The sequence below is a fragment of the Neisseria wadsworthii 9715 genome (genome assembly GCF_000227765.1).
Lineage (GTDB): Bacteria > Pseudomonadota > Gammaproteobacteria > Burkholderiales > Neisseriaceae > Neisseria > Neisseria wadsworthii.
The window spans coordinates 112,926-132,565 of record NZ_JH165159.1 but is presented as its reverse complement, the minus strand read 5'-3'; the positions used below and the strand labels follow the sequence as shown (position 1 = coordinate 132,565).

The following is a 19,640-nucleotide window of genomic DNA, read 5'->3' as shown; positions in this document are numbered from 1 at the left end:
TCTAATTTGTGAAATTTTCAAAATTAATTATGGTATTGTAATATAGTGCAGATAGTTGCGCAAGTTTTATTTTAGGTTATTGATGTTATAAGGTATTGTAAAAAATAGGGGCTAATCTACTTCAGCCCCAAAAATATGCCTGTCTGAATTTTTCAAACAGGCACGCTGGTACAATGATAGCATTGCAATTAACCGAGCTCAAAAGAGTTGGGTTTTAGGTAAATTGTGCTGAGCATCACATTGTTTATTTGTTATTGTTTTGTATGGTTTAATAAATAAGTATAAGAAGCCTGACGTTCTCTTAAATCATGCAATTTACGCCAATTTTCTTCCGATTGTATGTCTGGAAATAAGGCAATCATATGCTGATAACAGTATTCTGTTACGGTGTAGTCTTTTAGTAACATAGATAGTTCTGTAATCAGCGCCCAATATTGATAATGGTGCCGATTATTTGGTTTTGGCGCAGTATTATAAGCTTCTTCTAATAAACCTAATCTGTATCTAGCCAATATGGCTGGATAAATTATTTCTATTGAATCTGTTTCATGAACTGATTGTGTAGCGTGAAGAATTTTTAACCAGTTTTTCTCCTTTTCCCATAGTTTAATGTTGGTTCTTAAAACGGAAAAATGGTTGGGTATGCGTTGGCAAGCAATGCTTAATACTTGTTTTAGCTCTTTGTGATTGTCTGTTTTTTCTAGTGACTCCAGTAAAATTGGTAGCGTTGTGGCCGGGATGTATTCATATTGTTTTTTAAATCCTTGCTCCAATTGTTTAATTGTGGTTTTGTAACTTTCTTTCATGAAAGCCAAGTGTGCAATAATTAAGCGGCATTCCCAGTCGTCAGTGGTGTGTTCCTCATAATTCAATAGGGTTTGATGTGCCTCAGATAAACAATCTGCACGTAGTTGGGCGTATGCCAGCAGTAATTGGGGTTTATATTCAATCAAGTCTTTTGTATTAAAACAGGGTAACATTTTTGTAAGAAAATCACACAACTCTTGCCATTTTTTCTCAGAATAAAGAACCCATGCATTGGACATAATTAAACATTGTTCACTAACGTTTTGATCATACTCCTCAATTAATTGTTTTATTGCCGTCATGTTATGAAGTCGTGCATGGCACTCAATTAACAATAAGATTGTGAAATTGTTTCTTAATGGCATTGAACTGAATGTTTTTATTGCATTTTCCCATTCGGATTGAACGGTATATAATTTGGCTTGCCAATATGAGATGGTTGTTTTTAATGCATGTTTGCTCAGTTCTAGTAATTCTTTAAGCTCAATGAATTTCCCAGTTTTGAATAAAGCAAGGAACTGGGTTTCTTCTAGAAAAGCTGGATTTTCATAATTATCTGATGCTAATGAGTTACATAAATCTAAAACACTATTCCAAGCTTGATGTTGAACAGAAGAATTAATGTATTGTTCAACAATTTCTGTTTTTGTATGTTGTTTAGGAATGTCCAATGCTTTTATTGCGTTGTAAACACGCTTACAATTATTTTGATCTCTAAATGCGAATGTTTTTTCAATACGGCTTAGGTAAGGTTCGCAAGGTCGGCCTTCGTTTTCTAAAACTTTAAGTATATTGTTACAAAGTTGGTCTTCTGTTTCTGAAACAGGGCCGAAACCATGTTGGTCATATTTAAAATAGCCACTTTGAGTAATGTGGCCCCCAGAGAAAACTTCTTCTTTATCAAACTGATAATATAAAACAGTTTTTCCTAAGAAAGCCATCTCAAAAGCTACCGATGAGTAATCGGTGATCATGAACGTAGAGGTTTGAAATAAGCTTTGAATATTTCCATTGGCTGCTTTCCATATTTGAATATAGTTTGGGATATTCATTAAAGTAAGGTAAGGCTCGATATTTGCATGAGGAGCAAATACCAGTTGATAATTGTATTTTTCTGCAATTTCTTTAAGTGCACGACTATTTAAAAATTGACACCAATGTTTTGCATAGGTCGTGTTCATAAAATTTTTATTGAGTTTACGGACATTTCCTTGTCCCGTGGCTTCCCCCACAATGCTGCTTCTCCAAGTCGGCATAATCAGAATGGTTCTGGTATTGGTTTGGTTTCCTGCCAATAGTTTGTCATGACGTGGAAATCCTGTAAGTACTACTTCTTTATTACTTAATTTATATGGCGATAAGTCATCTGCAATGGAATGATATTCTGGAATTGTGGCTGTAACCATGCACTTAATATTTTTTTTGCGGTTTAGCCAACAGGAAATATTATTTTGGGTCACTCCATGTTGAAGGAAGATATACTTTTTACTATATTCATAATGATCTTTAAAATAGTTATCAAAGTATTCATCGGCATGACTACTGATTAATTTTGATGCAATTTTTAATTTTGCTTCAAATCCAGAACTGCCAAATTCCAGCAGGTTAAAACCGTCTTTACTGAGTCTATTCCAATCATGGGAATCTTTGTTCAAGGCAAAGAAAATTTGTTGTTCGGGATGGTATTGTTGGACATAACGATAAAAGTGTTCTCCATTATCATCTGCTTGTATGTCTCTATCCATAATTATCCAGATATCAGAGCGACCTGTTTGATATTTTCCTGAAGGAGAAAATGAGGAGATAATAGTATCGGCGCTTACACCATTGTTATGTCGACTGCCTAAAATTGAAATTTTAACTGGTTTGTTTCCCAATAATAAATGGAATTTTTGATTATTTGTTGCCTCTTTATATGAAATCCATAAGCGACGTTCGTATGCTACAGGTTTACCTGTTATGGTGTAGGTTACAGTTTTTGCTGAGACAGGAGCTATACTTTGAGTGTCTAATAGTATCTGTTCGTATGGTTTTTTATATGAATAGAAAGATAACAGAAATAATTGCTGATCTTGATCTATGTTTTCAATATAAGCAAATTGATAGGGCATTTCTTGTTGCTTGAAATATTCGAGAAAAATAACTCTATATAGAAACCAAGTGCCCGCTAAATTGAAATCTAAAATGGTTTTAGTATCGATGTAGGTAAAAATATCTTTCCATAAAAGATGGAAAACTTCTTTTTGCTCTTCCGTCAGAAAGGAAGTCCGACCATCTTGGTTAAGTAAATAATCTATGTACCAAGCTGCGTCATATAATACGGTTCTTTGAATATATGTAGGTACATGCCCTTGTTTATTTTTAAAATCTTCCAGCATAGGGATGTAGCCATATTTTAGAACATCGAAAAATTTTCCGGTAGACTGCCACGCTTTATTAAGCGTGGAGCTTTGGTCACCTCGCTTGCGGTAAAAATAATGAGCATCTTTTAGGAACAATGCAAAACCATAAGTTTGGTTTAATAGATAGTCTGCAATGAATTTCCCATCTTCAAAGTTAGGTTTAACTTTATGGTCAAATAGTAAATTAAATTGTTTAATATATTGTGTTCTAAAAAAGCTCGAGGCTACGGATAAGTTTATATTATTTTCTAAATTTGTAACTTCTACTTTATTTACTTTTTTATTAAATCGATATTTAAGTGAATGAGTATCTTTATAACTATTATTGGCCTCTATAAAGAAAATAAGGTTGCTTACAACCATTTGACTATTAGGGTTGTTTGCTATTTCGGTATCAACTATTTTAAAATAATCAGTATTGAGAAAATCATCAGGGTCAATAAAGGTAACCCATTCTGTTGTAGTATATTCAAGTCCTAAATTTCTTGCTGATGATTGTCCACCATTTTCTTTATATATGTATTGTATATTATTGGGGAACTTGCGTTGCCAGTTGTTAATTATTTTTGCAGAGTTGTCAGTGGACCCATCATCTACACAAATAATTTGTATATGTTTTTTAAAGCTTAAGCTTTGTTTTGTTATGCTGTTAAAAAAATCATCTAAATATTTTTCAACATTATATATGGCAGTAACTATGGTGTAATCATAGTTGCCTGTATACTTTATTGGTAAAAATTTTTTTGCCCGAGTACTGTGCTTAAAATACATATCTTTAAAGAACAGTTGTGGATCTCGTAAAAGTTTTCTAAATTTTCGATTTATTTGACTCATCGGAATAATTCCTAAAATTTAAGAAAAATCAAAATATTGTTTTAGTGTGTTTATTAATTTTTCTTGATAATTGTCGATTTGATTCTGGCTATTAAAGTCGTTGGCACAAAATGAGTGGGGAGCGGAACCAGATTGTTTTAATTGTAAAAGAGCCCTATATTGGGTTTCTGCGTGTGGAGATCTTATATTGAAATAATAGCAAATTTCGTGAGCCATGAAAGATTGGCCATCTAAATACATTAACCAAGGTATCAAAAATGTAGCTAGATTTAAATCTTGATTGGTACGAAATTTATTATGTAAAAAGGCTTTAATTTCTGTGTTAAAAATATTCCATGCTTTTTCATAAACACTTTTTCTTAAGGGTACGTAAGTGTGGACTAAAGGTGTATCAATTTGAACTGAATAATATTTGCTCAATAATTCAATGGAATTAAGAGAAGCTGAAAGAGTTGGTGTCATGATCCCTTTGTTTCTCATGGCATTTAAGCTTTTTTTTGCGACGAAAATAGATGCTATTCCATTACTGCGAAAGAAATGTTGAGGCAATAGGCTTCTGGCTGCAAAAACATCATCATTAAAGTAAATAAAATGTTCACTTAGACCACTAATGTTATGGAGATGTGCTTCAATTACATGTGAATTAAATGTGGGTAGGAAACTATTATCTATAATTTCTTTGTGATCAATGATTTTTATTTTTGAATCTGTGGGACTTAGCCAATCTGGAGTTTGATTGTCAGTAACGATATAAATGTGGCGAACCCATGGCATGAAATATTTCACACTTTGAACTGAATAAAACAATTCATTGTGATTACTGAAACGTGCTTGATCATTTGCGTATAATCCAGAAGAAGCTGTATTTTTGTTTACATGCTTCATAAAATTATTTTGCCAATTAATATCTTGATTATCAACCCAAGTAAAAACTACATCTATACCTACAGAAGAGTAAGGGTAAATTAAAGCATCTTGTTTTAATAATTCGGTTTCATTTTTGATAACAATGGATTCTTCTGATTGAATAATATACTGCTCGTTATTGATAATTGGATGCTTTTTATTTAAATAATCTCTAAAAAAAATTCCTGGGTGGTTAATAAACTTTTTTATTTTCTTCATTACGGTATTGGAGAATTGAGAAACTTTGAAAGAGGGGTGTGTTGCAAATCTTAGAAATCTTTCAGATTATCTAGTTGATGGTTAAGATTGTGTGCGCACTCTGTGAAGGTTTGTAATATTTATAAATTCCTAAGTTTGATTATTAATATTTGTAAGTATTTGCTTGATTTTGTTTTCGTTTACAATCTTCGGAGTTCAAATGAATATTTTAATAACAATATTTAGTATAATGCAATATACTTTGGAATTTATTTATGGTTTTTTATTCTGAACCGAGCATGTACAATTGTACTATCTGTATTGATTTGAAATTACATTAACATCGATTTTTATGAAAAAAAATAAAGTTTTCGTAGGTTGGGCTATCGGTCTGGTTGCTGTGGGTGTCCTTGCTGGATGCGCGGGCTTACCGAGCTCGGGGCCTAGTACCAGAAAAGTGGCGGCTTTGGGCAATGAGCAAGTTTCGGCAAATGTTCCGCAAGTCAGCGTGGTGGATGTGAATGAACCTATAGTGCGTAAACTTTATCAGGAGCGTTTGACACAGTCGTTTGCTGAGTTAGGTAGTGGAAAGCTTTTGCAAGGCCTTGTGGGTGTTGGTGATGTTTTGGACATTACTATATGGGAAGCTCCGCCTGCTTTGTTGTTTGGCAGCGTGCTGTCTACTTCGGGAGCAGGCAGTGGTCAGGTAACTAAGCTTCCTGAGCAGATGGTTAGTGCTCAGGGGCTGATTTCCATACCTTTTGTCGGCAATGTTAAGGCTGCAGGTAAAACTCCGGAGCAAATTCAGAATGTGATTAAAGGTAAATTGAAGCGGATGGCGAACCAGCCTCAGGTTGTGGTACGTTTGGCGCAAAATAATTCGGCGAATGTTTCTGTGGTGCGTGCGGGAAATAGTGTGCGTATGCCTTTGACTGCTGGTGGCGAGCGAGTGTTGGATGCAGTCGCGGCAGTTGGTGGTGCCAATGGGGCCGTACAGGATATTTCTGTGAGGCTTTCTCGGGGCGAACAAGTGAAAACAGTGGCATTTGAAACTTTGGTTTCTGATCCTAGACAGAATATTTTGCTCAAATCTGGTGATGTAGTCACGCTTTTGAATAATCCTTTGAGTTTTACTGCATTGGGTGCGGTGGGGCGCAGCCAGCAGATAGATTTTTCAGCTAAAGGATTATCTTTGGCTGAAGCGGTGGGTCGTATGGGGGGGTTGCAAGACAGGCGTTCGGATGCGCGTGGAGTGTTTGTTTTCCGCTATCAGGCCTTGGCAGATTTGCCGGAAGAAGAAAAAGATGTATGGCTAACCAAAGGTTACTCTTATGATGCTGAAATTCCAGTTGTTTACCGTTTGAATCTTACTGATGCAAATTCTTTATTTTGGATGCAGCGTTTTCCTGTTCAAAATAAAGATGTGGTTTATGTGTCTAATGCACCGTTGGCGGAAGTTCAGAAATTCTTGCAGTTTGTTTTCTCTCCTGTGGTTGGCGGAGTAAGCAGTATTGATAATATTGCAAATTGATAGGTTGTAACCGGATATGTCAGAACAAAAAACAGTGGTTGAAGAGCAGGTTCAGGAGCCTGTTGAAAACGCAAAAAAGCAAAAACCGAAGAAAAAAAACTTGGTAGAAAAAATTTCGCCATTACTTTGGGCAACGGTGGTAATTCCTACATTGGCCTCCGTCGTTTACTTTGGAGTAATTGCGTCGGACCAATATACTTCGGAATCTACTTTCGTAGTGCGTTCTTCAAAAAGTCAAAGTTCTTTTAGTGGCTTGGGAGCGCTGTTGCAAAATGTGGGCTTTTCCCGTGCTCAAGATGATACTTATACGGTGCGTGATTATATGTATTCGCGCACTGCGCTTGCTGAGTTGGGTAAAGCTTTGCCGGTTCGGACTTTTTATGAGGAGAAAGGCGATATATTCAGCCGTTTCAACGCTTTGGGTTTGTTTGGATCGAAAGAGGCTTTTTATCAATATTACAAAGATAAAATTCAGATTAATTTTGATGCGGTATCCGGTATTTCTTTACTGGAGGTGACATCGTTTGACGCGCAGGAATCCAAACAAATCAATGCAGCTTTGTTAAAGCAGGGTGAGCATTTGATTAACAAGCTTAACGAAAGGGCTCGACAGGATACCATCCGTTATGCTGAAGATGCGGTAAAAGTAGCTGAGCAGCGGGTAAAGGAAACCGCGGCTAATATGACTAATTACCGCACCAATAATAAAGTCTTTGACTTAAAAGCACAATCAGAAGTGCAGATGGGTTTGGTTTCCAAGCTGCAAGACGAGTTGATTGTCATTCAAACCCAATTGGATCAAGTGAAGGCAATTACGCCGGATAATCCGCAGCTGCAAGGCCTCAAAGCACGCGAGCAAAGCTTGCGGAAAGAAATTGCCCAGCAAACGAAAATGATTTCCGGCGGCGGTTCGAAATCGCTGACCGGCCAGGCTGAGGAGTATCAGCGTTTGTTTCTGGAGAATGATTTGGCAACTAAACAATTGGCTGCTGCTATAACTTCTTTGGAAAGCGCTAAAGCAGAAGCAAACCGCCAACAACTTTATTTGGAAGTGGTGTCACAGCCGAGTGAGCCGGATTTGGCGACCAAGCCTCACCGTTTTTATAATATTGTTGCCACTTTTATCATCGGTTTGATGATGTATGGGATTTTGAGCTTGTTGATAGCCAGCGTGCGCGAGCATAAAAACTGATGAAAGAATTGCATAAAACTTCATTTTGGGAGTCGCTGTTAATCCAGAAGAGGGTTATCGGCGCGCTCCTGATGCGCGAAATCATTACTCGTTACGGGCGTAACAATATCGGTTTTTTATGGCTGTTTGTAGAACCTTTACTTTTAACTGTGCTGATTGTGTCGATGTGGCAGTTTATGCGCGCGGATAAATATTCAACATTGAATATTGTGGCCTTTGTGTTGACAGGTTATCCAATGGCTATGATGTGGCGCAATGTGTCGAACCGGGCAATCGGAGCTATTTCAGCCAATGCCAGTTTGCTGTATCACCGGAATGTGCGGGTATTGGATACAATCTTTGCTCGCATGTTGTTGGAGATTGCAGGGGCGACGATTGCCCAAGTCGTAATTGTTGCTGCGCTTGTGGCAATAGGCTGGGTAGACCCGCCGGCAGATGTGTTTTATATGTTGGCCGCTTGGTTGATGATGGCGTTTTTTGCAGTTGGTTTAGGTTTGGTGATTTGCTCGATTGCTTTTAATTTTGAGGCATTCGGGAAATTATGGAGTACGTTCAGCTTTATCATGTTACCTTTGTCGGGCGCTTTTTTCTTTGTTTACACGCTGCCCCACCAAGTGCGGGAATATGCTTTGATGATTCCTATGGTGCACGGTACGGAGATGTTTCGGCATGGATATTTCGGTGATTCTGTCGTAACTTACGAGAATATTTGGTTTATGCTGATTTGCAATCTGGTATTGTTGCTGCTTGGTTTGGCGATGGTAAATAATTTCAGTAAAGGCGTGGAACCGCAATGATTTCGGTTGAACATGTATCGAAGCGTTATCGCACGCGTAGTGGCTGGCGCACAGTGCTGCACGATATTAATTTCCAGCTTGAGAAAGGCGAAAAAATCGGTATTCTTGGCCGCAATGGTGCAGGTAAGTCAACTTTAATCCGTTTGATCAGCGGTGTGGAGCCGCCTACTTCGGGCGAAATTAAGCGAACCATGAGCATTTCTTGGCCTTTGGCGTTTAGTGGCGCATTTCAAGGCAGCCTTACGGGTATGGATAATTTACGTTTTATCTGCCGTATTTATGATGTAGACATTGATTATGTGCAGCGTTTTACTGAAGAGTTCTCTGAATTGGGGCAGTATTTATATGAGCCTGTAAAGCGTTATTCTTCGGGTATGAAAGCACGGCTGGCGTTTGCTTTGTCGCTGGCAGTTGAGTTTGACTGCTATTTGATTGATGAAGTTATTGCTGTGGGTGATTCACGTTTCTCGGCCAAGTGTAAATACGAGTTGTTTGAAAGGCGTAAAGACCGCTCGATTATCTTGGTTTCTCATAGCCACAGTGCAATGAAACAGTATTGTGACAATGCTATGGTGTTGGAAGCGGGGCATTTGTATCAGTTTGAAAACATGGATAAAGCTTATGAATATTACAATGCGAATTTGTAATTGGGGGCCGACAAAGAATGCCTGTCTGAAAAAGTTTCAGACAGGCATTTTTGAATGGTATGTTTTTTGACTGGAACTAACTTTATTTGCTGCATATATATGCAGACTTAGTGGCTAGTGTGCGAAGCCTCTACCCCTGTTTTAATTTCGCCGTAAGCTTGGGTATTGCGGGAATTTCCGGTTTGGGCACAGGCGGCGAGTAAGAGGCCGGTGATAAGGACCAGGCTGATGGTTTTCATTGAGTCTCCTTTCGTTGTGACAAGTAAACAGACGTTATTTTCCGATGCAGAATCTTGAGAAAATCACGCCCAGTAAGTCGTCGGCGGTGAATTCGCCGGTGATTTCGCTGCATGCCACCTGGGCAAGCCGCAGGTGTTCGGCGAACAGTTCTATTTGGTGGTTGCCGCAGAGGGCGGCGTTTTCCAATTCGGTTTCTGCTGTGTGCAGTGCGTTGATATGGCGGCTGCGGGCGAGGAACAGGCTTTCGCTTTCGCCTTGCCAGCCGATTTCTTGCAGCAGGGCTTGTTTCAGTAAATCCAAGCCTTCGCCGGTTTTGGCGGAAAGCTTGATTAAGGTGTCGGCGCCGCTTAAGGCCGAATGCCTGTCTGAAAACATGCCTGCCGGCTCTCCGGTGAGGTCGGTTTTGTTGTGGATTTCGATTTTTTTCAGGTTTTCAGGCAGGCTTTCTAAGATGCCGCGGGTTTTGGCGTTGATGCCTTCGCGCGGGTCAATCAGGATTAGGGCAACGTCGGCTTCGCGCACAGCTTTTTGGCTGCGTTCTATGCCGATTTGTTCGACGATGTCGTCGGTGTCGCGCAGGCCGGCTGTGTCGATAATATGCACGGGCACGCCGTCGAGGGTGATTTGTTCCCGCACGGTATCGCGGGTGGTGCCGGCGATGTCGGTAACAATGGCAATGTCATCTCCGGCGAGTGCGTTGAGCAGGCTGGATTTGCCGACATTGGGCGCGCCCACTAAAACCACGTTCATCCCTTCGCGCAAAATGGCGCCTTGTTCTGCGCTGGCCAACACGGTTTGCAAACGTTCCTGCAAGGCGTGTAGGCGGCCTTTGGCATCGGCTGCTTCGAGAAAATCGATATCTTCTTCGGGGAAGTCGAGTGTGGCCTCTACCAGCATGCGCAAGGTAATCAAGTCTTCAACCAAGTCGTGTATGTGGCGGGAAAAGGCGCCTTTGAGCGAACGCACGGCCATGCGGGCGGCGGATTGGCTAGATGCGTCGATTAAGTCGGCCACGCTTTCGGCTTGGGCGAGGTCGAGTTTGTTGTTGAGAAAGGCGAGTTTGGTGAATTCGCCCGGTTCGGCCATGCGCGCGCCCAGTGCGAGGCAGCGTGCAAGCAGCATTTGCATCACAACAGGCCCGCCGTGGCCTTGCAGTTCGATTACGTCTTCGCCGGTAAAGCTGGCGGGGGCGGCAAAATAGAGCAGCAGGCCGCTGTCGATGGTTTGGCCGTCTGCGTCTAAAAAGTCGGTGTAGAGTGCGGTGCGCGGTTGGGGTGTTTTGCCGCCGCTCACGGCTTGTGCGAAAGGCAGCAGGTCTTTGCCGGAAATGCGGATAACGCCGACGCCGCCGCGGCCGGGAGCGGTGGCGATGGCTGCTATGGTTGGGTTGGGTGATAGGGCGGTCATGGCATGGCGGTAAGGTTCAAAAAGATTGGGGGATTATAGCAAGGAGCGGGAATGCCTGTCTGAAAATGCGAAAAGCCGGAGCTTAAACGGCTCCGGCTGCTTTGGCTTAACCCAATACTTCTTGGATTTTTAAAATATCGTCTAATTCAATATCGGATTTGATGCCTTCGAATTTGATGGAATTCTGATAGGCGTAGCCGTCTTGTGTGCCGGTAAAGTGCAGTATCTGGTTGTGTTGATCCCATTCAAGCGCATGTTTTTCTGGATCCAGCAATTCGGTGAACACGAGTTTGTCTTGCTCGAAATTGAAGTTGATGATGGTGTCTTGGCCGCTGTCGCTGTTGGTTACGAACACATAGCTGTCTTTGCCTTGCCCGCCGTGAAGCTTGTCGTCGCCCGAACCGCCGATAAGGATGTCGTTGCCGGCTTCGCCGCGCAGAAAATCATTGCCGCCGTTTCTGCTGCTGTCGATGAGCTTCTCCCAGTTTTCTTCGATGAAGTAGCGGACTGCACCGTCGCTGCTGCTGCCTAATTCTTTTTCGACATAGGTTTTTAAAGCTTGGAACGCGTTTCCGCCGTCTTCTGCTGTAAACCCTAATCTGGCAGTGCTGATGTTGTCGCCAAATAGAATATCGTTGCCGTTGTTACCTGATAAAGTATCGTCGGTAGCTTGAACCGTGTAGATGATTTTCTCGCCATTTATCTCGATTTCGGCTGAATTTTGATTGTCGCCGATCAACACGTCTTTGCCCATATTGCCGTGTAAATCGGCACTTTCGCCGCGGCTGTTGTCGCCGGTTTTCAGTTGGTAGGTGTAAGGGCTGTCTTCGGTGTCGTTCACGCGTATGGATAAGATTGATCTGTCGAAATCGGGACCTGCGGCCAGCGGGGAGTGGGAGCGGATTTTATTGGTTGAGTTATAAACGATATCGGGCACCAAGCCGGTAAAGCCTTCTTGAGGTGCAAAAGTATAGCTGCCGTTGGTGTTGATGGTAAGGGTGCCGACGCCTTCGATTTCATGTGCTCTGTCTAAGGGAACATGTTGATCGTTGATTCTGACCGAGTTGAGGTAGGGCGGTTGGTCGAATGATTCATGAAACATTTCCTGAAACAGCTTGCCGGAAATTTCTTTGCCTTTGGCTGTCCAAACGTTTTCATCTTCGTCAATTAATACCACGCCGCCCGGTCGGCGCCCGACGCTGAAATCGTAAATAGTGGTGGCGATATTTTTGTCGGCATCCATAGATTCCAGCCAAACCGAATGGTTTCCGGCTTTGATGCCGTCTAATTTGTAGGTGAAATTACCGTTTTCATCAATCAGATCTCGCAGGGAAATCCGTTCCTTATGGTCGATTTTTAAATAGGCTGCGCCGCTGCCCGGCTCCACTTTGCCCCGAATTTCTATATCTTTCGAATAGGAGTGCCAAGCGCCTTTGTCGTTCGGCTGTATCGCTTCGCCGTCGGATAAAATTTCCAAAGCTTGATTGTTGCCGTTGATTTGGCCTGACATTTTGGTGATGATGCTGTTGCCGGATGCGTCGGCGGCCTCCAGCTCAATCCGGATTTCGCCTTTGTTGGCGCCTAATGCCTGAATGTAGGCAGAGAACGAGCCGTCTTCTTTAATGTCTGTGTTTCTAACGGGCAAGGAGTAACTTTGTTCAACCACTTCATTGTTGGCCTTGATTACGGAATAATAAGCCGTAATTTTGACATCCTGTGCGCCGGGAGCAACTTGACCGGTAACTTCCAATAGCTGCTTATTGGTTTGGAAATAATTGTTTTCAGGGTTGCGGCTTTCGGAGCCGTTGATGCCGATCCATTGGTACTCACTCATCATTCAATCCTTTCTTTATTATTACATATGAGATAATTTTTTTATAAAATAATTTATATAATTATTGTATTTGTAAGGCTAATATGTGTTTTAATCATATTTGATTATGCTGTTTGAGTAAATATCAAAAATGCCTGTCTGAAAATTTTCAGACAGGCATTGTGTGTCGATATCGAGATTAAAGATGAATCAATGTATGCCGAACACGTTAAGTACGGAATGAATAATAAAGCCGGTAAACGGCATCAGAATGGTTCCCAGTAAGCCGGTTGCCAATAAAAATATCAGAATCCACATGCCGTAAGGCTCAAGTTTTCGAAACTTCATGGAAGCTCGCGGCGGAAGGAGGCTGTCGACCACGCGACCGCCATCCAAAGGCAGGAGCGGCAACATGTTCAATACAAACAAAATAGCATTAATGCTGATACCGTAATTTGCCATACCGGCCATGGGTCTTTGGAAATCCAGCGGCGCGAAAGGTGTCAACGCCATAACCGCGCCCCAGCAGAAAGCCATAACCAGATTAGATAAAGGGCCGGCAAATGCTACAGTAAAAAGACCCATACGCATATTGCGGAAATGGCGGGGAATAATCGGCACGGGCTTGGCCCAACCAAACAGGAAGGGTGTAAATAAAAACATAAATAGTGGAACTATTACTGTTCCTATTAAGTCGATATGGGCTAACGGGTTTAAGGTGAGCCGGCCTAATTTTTCAGCTGTGTGGTCGCCCCAATAGCGGGCGGCGTAGCCGTGTGCGGCTTCGTGCACGGTAATGGCCAGCAAAACGGGTAATACAGCCAATAAAAAATTGGCTAGGTTGAACTCTTGAAACATTATTTTCCTTTTGGTTTATAAAGTTGAAGGTGTGTTAGCTGAAAATAGGGCTTGCCGCAGCGGCTTTGTTTAAAAAATAAAATATTTTAATGGTTGTTTTCGAATTAAGGGGTGTTGAGATGAAAATAATTTAATTTATACATAAAAATCAGAGGTTTTATGAAATACCGATCAGAGATTGATGGTTTAAGAGCGATTGCCGTTGTATCGGTTATCCTGTTTCATGCAGGCTTGCCCTTTTTATCGGGCAGATATGTCGGTGTCGATATTTTCTTTGTGATTAGCGGTTATTTGATTTCTACCATTATTTTTGATGAGGTTGAGCAGAAAAAATTCAGCTTCATCACTTTTTATGAGCGTAGGGCGCGCCGCATTGTACCTGCTTTGTCGTTGATTATGCTGTGTTCTATTGTTCCGGCATATCTGCTGCTTCAGCCTTCCGATTTAATCAGTTTTGGTAACAGCCTGATTGCGATTCCGATTTTTCTTTCTAACGTATTATTCTGGAGCGAACGCGGCTATTTCGGTGCGGCGGCCGAGCTCAAGCCGCTGATTCACACTTGGAGTCTGGCGGTTGAGGAACAATTTTATCTGCTTTATCCGATATTTGTTATTGCTATTTTCAAATGGTTTAGAAAATATCTGGCCGCTATTCTGATAGCATGCCTGATTCTTTCGCTTGCTGCTTCTTATTATGTAACCCGCCTGCATTTTGAAACCGGATTTTTCCTGCCGTTTACCCGTGCGTGGGAAATGCTGTTTGGCGGCATGGCGGCTTTGCTGATCCGCAACCGGATAATTGAAAAATATCCGTTCAACGGAACGGTTGCATCATTTATCGGCTTGGCGATGATGTGTTATGCCATTTTTGCTTTCGACGATAAAACCTTGTTTCCGGGCATTGCGGCCGCCATTCCCGTTATCGGTACGTTTTTGGTGCTCATCTCGCCTCAGCAGAATAATTTGGTTCATAAATTCCTTGCGAATAAAGTATTTGTTTTTCTCGGCTTGACCAGTTATTCGCTTTATTTATGGCACCAACCGATTTTTGCCTACATCAGTTATATGCAATTGGGGCACGGTTGGCTTTATGCAAGCATAATTCCGGTGGTGATTTTATCGGCAATCAGCTATAAATGGGTGGAAACGCCTTTCCGCAATAAGCAGCTGATGACGAGAAAAACCGTTTTCTCTTTTGCGCTGATTACCTCTGTTTTCTTTATAGTGGCCGGTGGCATTATCGTGTTGAACAAAGGCTTTGTAAACCGATATAACGAAGCCGATCAAAAGATTCTGACCAGCGTTACCGGTGCGAGCGAATATAATTCGGAGCGTTTTGATGCCGTTGATCTGGCTGAGTTTGAGGGTAGCGGCAAACGTAAGGTTTTCTTGGTGGGCGACAGTTTTGCCAAAGACTTTATGAACTTGGTGTATGAATCTGGTAATGACAAACGCTTCAGTTTCTCTACCAAACAGATCAACTCGGAATGCGGCAATATTTATGTGCCGTTTGACAAAGATGCCAATATTCCGGCAACCCGCCGTATGCGCTGCGATTCTATCGGCTGGTTTGAATCGGATAAAGTCAAGCAGCGTATGCAGGAGGCAGATGAAATCTGGCTGGTCAGCAAATGGCAGGCTTGGGTTGTGCCCTATATCCGCCCGAGTGTCGAGCAGATAGAAAAAGATTTTCAGAAGCCGGTTAAGGTGTTTGGTATTAAAGATTTCGGTAAGTCTTCTTCGATTGTGGCGATGAACATTCCTGCCGATAAGCGCTTGTCTTACACTCAGCCTGCGGCTAGAGATGCCGTGGATGTGGAGCAAAAAATGCAGGAAAGCGTGCCTGCTAAAAACTTCCGCAGCCTATTATCGCTCTATTGCGGCAAAGATTTCGGCGCCTGCCCGATGTTTACCGGTGACGGCAGCCTGATTTCGCAAGATGGCGGCCATTTGACACAATCCGGTGCGGTATATCTCGCTGATAAATTGACGCCGCTGCTGGAGGATAATCAGGGTAAATAGAGGCATTGTTTTGTAAGCGGAATTTATATAGTTGCACCACTTGATCTTGATAACAGTCCCGTTGCACTCGGATTCAGATCAAGCTGGTGGGCAGATATTACTGAAATGCCTGTCTGAAAACCCTCGTTGCTTGTTTTCAGACAGGCATTGCTTAATATTGGCAGCTTAATGTTTAGAAACCAAATAATGACTTGTCGCCTTTGCCTGCGCGAATCAGCTCCACTCCGTCGGTCATGTCCACCACAGTGGTCGGCTCGGTGCCGCACCAGCCGCCGTCAATCACCAAATCAACAGAATGTTCCAAACGGTCGCGGATTTCATAGGGGTCGGTCAGCGGCTCGTCATCTTCCGGCAGCATCAGGGTGCAGCTGAGCAGCGGTTCGCCCAGCTCTTGCAGCAAGGCCAGTGCGATTTTGTTATCGGGCACACGCAGGCCGATGGTTTTGCGTTTGGGGTGCAAAGTGCGGTTAGGCACTTCTTTGGTGGCTTGCAGGATAAAGGTATAGCTGCCGGGAGTGGCGGCTTTCAGCTGGCGGAACTGGCTATTGTCGACCTTGGCGTAGGTGCCCAGCTCGCTTAAGTCGCCGCACATTAAAGTAAGGTGGTGTTTCTGGTCGATTTGGCGGATGCGCAGGATGCGCTCCATTGCTTCTTTGTCGCCCAAGTGGCAGCCGAGTGCGTAGCAGGAATCGGTGGGGTAAACCACGATGCCGCCTTTGTTGATGATTTCCACCGCTTGTTTGATCAAGCGCTCTTGCGGGTTATCGGGATGGATGGCGAAAAATTGTGCCATGGTGTGTATTCCTTGTTGGTTTTACGTTTGTGTTTTCAGACAGGCATTGTTAATAGAGTCTGCAGCCTGTCAAGGTGCAAACCGTTTTTTAATAAGCCGTTATACTTTTGGTGGGGCGGTCGGTTTCGCTGCCCTCTTCCGGATCATCGGCAAACCAAATCTGCGGTTGTTGGTGCGGGCTGGCCGATAAGTCTTCAAGCAGGCGGGTGTATTCGGGCGACGCTGCCAGCAGCTCCCGCGCGGCATGTTTGAGTTTGTTGATGTCGTCGCGCGGCAGGTAAAAACTGGTTGGGATATTTAACACACTGTTGCGCAGCTCGGATTCCGGCAGATCACGGAGGTTGAGGCTGATAAAATACATGCCTTTGTGCCGGCCGCTTTCGTCGTCGCGCGTAGTAGCATTCCATTGGTCGGCAAACGCGCGTACCCGACGCAGCGATTCTTGCGAATATTGGTCGATGGGAATGTTGATGATGGCATTCAAAACATCGGATACGCCGGGAATAGCCGGGCTTTGGTCTATTTGGGTTGAGATTTGGTTTTGCGCGTTCACATTGATGAGGATGACTTTTCTCGCGCCTTTTTCTTCGATAACCCGTTGGTATAGGCTTTTACCAGAATAGGCTTCGGCAATATCCAGCAGCCCGCGCAGGCCGAGATTGTCGGTTAGGCCGCCATCGATTAAGTGGATGTAGGGCCGGGAATTGCTGTCGTTATAGCGTTCGAAAACGTTGCTGATTTCTTTCCTGTTTTGGGTTTGTAGCGAATCTTTATCGGCACTTTCCAGTGCTTGCTGCAAAGGTTTGGGCAGGGTGTAGCCGCAGTTGCCGCCGTTGTTATTGAGGGTGACCGGCGCGAATACCAAGGGCACCGAGCTGGACGCGGCCACGGCACGCGCAATGCGTAACTCAGAAAGGTTCAGACACATGGAATCGAAATATTCCTGAGTAAAATCGAAGCGTTGGCCGGTTGACATATCGGTTGCGGAAATCACGGCAAACGGACCTTTGCGGCGTTTTTCTAGGTCGCCAAAAGTGGCGTTGCGAAACAGGGTGTTTTCAAACTGCTCTTGCAACAAATCGCCGCGGCCGTATTCCGGCGAAGTCAGGCGGGGTAAATTGGCAAAGGAAAAAGCCTGCTTGGCAACCTGCCTTTGAAAATTCTGCTTGAGGAAGCGGCGTTCAAATGTCGGAATCACGTCTTTGCCGTGCAAGGAAAAGTAAGCGGCCAGCACGGAACCGCCGGATACCCCGTATACCAAATCCACGCTTTCAAGTAAGGTGAGCTCTTTGCTTTCAAACCAGACTGTCTGTTTGCTCAATTCTTCTAAAACGCCGTAGCCCAAAGCCGCCGCCCGTGTGCCGCCCCCCGAAAACACCATAATCATATAGATGTTGTCGTTATTGCGTGCCTCCCAGTTATTTTCCAAGCGGTAGCCCTTGCTGGTGTCGATTTTGCTGATGCCGGTTAAGGGTTGGTATTGCACCAGTGTGCAGGCAGACAAAAACGAGGCGGCGGTAAGCGGCGCGAGATATTTAATAAATCGTTTAATCAGTTTCTTTCGCATGTTGTGTAAAAATATGTCGGGTAATCATGGAATCATTGTAAATCAAAAAATATTTGAGCGGCAGCCCGACAGCCGGTATTTTCAGACAGGCATTCCGAGAGTTTTATACTTTGCAAAAGTATTATCTTTAATTGCATATCAATGGCACGTTAAACGTAAATTGAATAAATAAGCCATTGGACTGTACTTGAATTCCTACAGTATAAATTCCCAGATATATCAATATAAGACCGATTATTTTTGATAAAGAACAGGGTGAAAAAGTTTTGATAAAATTTAGTTAACTTGCAGATAGTCAAGTATATTGCAAAGTACATCATGGATGCCTTTGTATAGGGAATTCTTTAATCACTTAAAGTAATCAATAAAAACAATATGCTCACTTTACTTATCCTGGTCTCGCTGACCGGCTTTCTGATGTCTAAATATCGGAAGCTTGGTGCGTTTAATCCGTTCACGCTCTTTTTCGGTTTGTGGTCGGCGATTTTTATCGCATACAGTTTCTTTCAAGATATTTATTATCCGGTTTCTTCCGAATATCTCTTGATTCAGATATGTGTCCAACTTGGCGCGCTGTTTCTTATGTTGTTCGCGCGTCCTCCTGTTTATTTGCCGAATGCTGCTCCATTGTTTGTGTATAAAGTGAATAAGCCGGTATTTTTTGTCGTTCAGCTTATCTTGCTGATAGGTCTTCCACTGATTTACCAGAGGGCTACAGATCTTGCCGGTGGCAATATCTTTACCAGTATCGGCTATACGCGCTTACGTTATGCTTTTAATATGGAAGGCGCCAGCGTGGGCTTTCTGCGCTATTTTACGCCGCTGTCGTTTGTTGCTTCAGCCATTGCAGTGTATTTCGCTTCTAAAAAGCAGATAAGCAAGTTCAGTGCACTGCTAACGGTATTTTCCGGCTTGTGTTATGCGTTTCTTGCGACGGGTAGGACCTTTTTCCTGCTGATTTTTATCCTGATTGTCGTTCCGTTGGCGGTGAGTGGAAAAATCAAGGCGAAAACTATGGCGCTATTGGGCGCTTTGCTGATGAGTGTATTCTTTTTGATCGCCTGGTTGACGTCGAAAGGCACATCGGTAAACGCTTCATTCGGAGAAAACGTAGCCGGGTTTGTCGACAGTATGCAGAGCTATCTGGTTGCGCCTTTTGTGGCTTTATCCATGCTGTTCGACAAGCTGACCAACATGCACTACGGCGACTATTCTTTGCGTTTTGTGCTCAGTCTGCTTTCTTCGCAAGGCCTGACCGACCCGCCCGCGCCGATTGTGAAAGGCTATCAGTTTACGCCCATTCCTACCAACCTTTACACGGTTTATGAAGTTTATTTCAGGGATTTCGGTGTGTTCGGCTTTTTCATCCCGCTTATTTTCCTGCCGATGCATTGGATAATTTATAAAATGGCGAGATACAAGAATGATTTCTTTGTGATTATTTATGCCATATCGGTGTATCCTTTGCTCACCCAGATTCTGCAAGACCAATATATGACCTTGATTTCAACTTGGATTCAAATGGCACTGGCGTGTATTCTGTTGATTAAAAAAGACCGGCTCAGGTTGTAAGATTAATAAAGTAAATGCCTGTCTGAAAAGTGTGTAAGATTTTTCAGACAGGCA

Annotated in this window: 14 protein-coding genes; 6 read left to right on the top strand and 8 right to left on the bottom strand. The window is 42.9% G+C overall.

The features are described from left to right. Nucleotides 1-251: 251 nt before the first annotated feature. Both HMPREF9370_RS00530 and HMPREF9370_RS00525 read right to left on the bottom strand, forming a co-directional pair. Nucleotides 252-4,043: a CDP-glycerol glycerophosphotransferase family protein gene (locus HMPREF9370_RS00530; protein WP_009115271.1), complete on the bottom strand. Its 3,792-nt coding sequence runs from the start codon at nt 4,041-4,043 to the stop codon at nt 252-254. An 18-nt stretch (nt 4,044-4,061) separates the two neighbouring features. Then, nucleotides 4,062-5,168 carry a stealth family protein gene (locus HMPREF9370_RS00525; RefSeq protein WP_009115270.1) on the bottom strand — a complete coding sequence of 369 codons (1,107 nt, stop codon included), beginning with the start codon at nt 5,166-5,168 and terminating at the stop codon, nt 4,062-4,064. Nucleotides 5,169-5,499: 331 nt separating this feature from the next. Between HMPREF9370_RS00525 and HMPREF9370_RS00520 the strand changes: the two genes are divergently transcribed. From HMPREF9370_RS00520 to HMPREF9370_RS00505, 4 genes are read left to right on the top strand one after another with little or no spacing between them, the layout of a single operon-like run. Beyond that, nucleotides 5,500-6,678: a polysaccharide biosynthesis/export family protein gene (locus HMPREF9370_RS00520; RefSeq protein ID WP_009115269.1), complete on the top strand. Its 1,179-nt coding sequence runs from the start codon at nt 5,500-5,502 to the stop codon at nt 6,676-6,678. Nucleotides 6,679-6,694: 16 nt separating this feature from the next. Then, a complete protein-coding gene (locus tag HMPREF9370_RS00515) occupies nt 6,695-7,870 on the top strand; it encodes a capsule polysaccharide transporter (protein WP_009115268.1) in 1,176 nt (391 codons plus the stop codon). Next, on the top strand, nt 7,870-8,667 hold the full coding sequence (locus tag HMPREF9370_RS00510) for an ABC transporter permease (RefSeq protein WP_009115267.1): 798 nt from the start codon (nt 7,870-7,872) through the stop codon (nt 8,665-8,667). The genes HMPREF9370_RS00515 and HMPREF9370_RS00510 overlap by 1 nt, the downstream gene beginning before the upstream one ends. Next, nucleotides 8,664-9,314, top strand: a complete 651-nt coding sequence (locus tag HMPREF9370_RS00505) for an ABC transporter ATP-binding protein (RefSeq protein WP_009115266.1) — start codon at nt 8,664-8,666, stop codon at nt 9,312-9,314. Before HMPREF9370_RS00510 ends, HMPREF9370_RS00505 begins: the two co-directional genes overlap by 4 nt. Before the next feature lie 107 nt (nt 9,315-9,421). On the opposite strand, the gene HMPREF9370_RS12380 is transcribed toward HMPREF9370_RS00505, so the two are convergent. The 4 genes from HMPREF9370_RS12380 to HMPREF9370_RS00490 form a co-directional block, all read right to left on the bottom strand. Next, nucleotides 9,422-9,553 (bottom strand): hypothetical protein, encoded by a 132-nt coding sequence (locus HMPREF9370_RS12380; RefSeq protein WP_009115265.1) that lies wholly within the window; start codon nt 9,551-9,553, stop codon nt 9,422-9,424. Between the two features lie 34 nt (nt 9,554-9,587). Continuing rightward, nucleotides 9,588-10,961 carry a tRNA uridine-5-carboxymethylaminomethyl(34) synthesis GTPase MnmE gene (gene mnmE / locus HMPREF9370_RS00500; protein ID WP_009115264.1) on the bottom strand — a complete coding sequence of 458 codons (1,374 nt, stop codon included), beginning with the start codon at nt 10,959-10,961 and terminating at the stop codon, nt 9,588-9,590. A 106-nt stretch (nt 10,962-11,067) separates the two neighbouring features. Beyond that, nucleotides 11,068-12,798, bottom strand: coding sequence for a calcium-binding protein (locus tag HMPREF9370_RS00495; RefSeq protein ID WP_009115263.1), 1,731 nt, complete (start codon nt 12,796-12,798; stop codon nt 11,068-11,070). 186 nt (nt 12,799-12,984) lie between these two features. Continuing rightward, a complete protein-coding gene (locus tag HMPREF9370_RS00490) occupies nt 12,985-13,632 on the bottom strand; it encodes a site-2 protease family protein (protein WP_009115262.1) in 648 nt (215 codons plus the stop codon). Between the two features lie 159 nt (nt 13,633-13,791). Here HMPREF9370_RS00490 and HMPREF9370_RS11515 point away from each other — a divergent pair, with 159 nt between their 5' ends. Beyond that, nucleotides 13,792-15,654, top strand: coding sequence for an acyltransferase family protein (locus HMPREF9370_RS11515; protein ID WP_009115261.1), 1,863 nt, complete (start codon nt 13,792-13,794; stop codon nt 15,652-15,654). Nucleotides 15,655-15,826: 172 nt separating this feature from the next. On the opposite strand, the gene HMPREF9370_RS00480 is transcribed toward HMPREF9370_RS11515, so the two are convergent. Both HMPREF9370_RS00480 and HMPREF9370_RS00475 read right to left on the bottom strand, forming a co-directional pair. Next, nucleotides 15,827-16,447 (bottom strand): L-threonylcarbamoyladenylate synthase, encoded by a 621-nt coding sequence (locus HMPREF9370_RS00480; protein ID WP_009115260.1) that lies wholly within the window; start codon nt 16,445-16,447, stop codon nt 15,827-15,829. 88 nt (nt 16,448-16,535) lie between these two features. Continuing rightward, nucleotides 16,536-18,014 (bottom strand): patatin-like phospholipase family protein, encoded by a 1,479-nt coding sequence (locus HMPREF9370_RS00475; protein ID WP_009115259.1) that lies wholly within the window; start codon nt 18,012-18,014, stop codon nt 16,536-16,538. 375 nt (nt 18,015-18,389) lie between these two features. Here HMPREF9370_RS00475 and HMPREF9370_RS00470 point away from each other — a divergent pair, with 375 nt between their 5' ends. Continuing rightward, the gene (locus HMPREF9370_RS00470; protein ID WP_009115257.1) at nt 18,390-19,586 is read left to right on the top strand and encodes an O-antigen polymerase; all 1,197 of its coding nucleotides are present in this window, start codon (nt 18,390-18,392) and stop codon (nt 19,584-19,586) included. The last annotated feature ends 54 nt before the right edge of the window (nt 19,587-19,640 follow it).